At 64.5% G+C, this 217-nt stretch carries 1 protein-coding gene; it reads left to right on the top strand.

Annotated elements, in window-relative coordinates; genetic code table 11:
• Positions 1–217: transposase (locus AB3X89_RS40915; protein ID WP_368588138.1), on the top strand; the 217-nt coding region annotated here is incomplete at both ends.

Genomic DNA, 217 nt, shown 5'->3' with positions numbered 1-217 from the left:
GCGGGATGAAGTTTGGCCGGGCCAGCGAATGGCATCGCCAGAAGTACGGCTGCGACGCGGGCCAGACGCCGTGGCGCAAGATGCACCTGTCGATCGACCCGCAGATGAATGTCCACCAGATCGCGATTACCGAGGACAACGTCTCCGACGAGGCGGGCCTGAATGCGATGCTGGCAGTCGAGGCGAACGTCGACTGCGTGATCGCCGACGGCGCGTA

The organism is Paraburkholderia sp. BR14320, assembly GCF_040948665.1.
Lineage (GTDB): Bacteria > Pseudomonadota > Gammaproteobacteria > Burkholderiales > Burkholderiaceae > Paraburkholderia > Paraburkholderia youngii.
The sequence above is the reverse complement of the archived record's forward strand: the minus strand, read 5'-3'. Positions and strand labels throughout refer to the sequence as shown.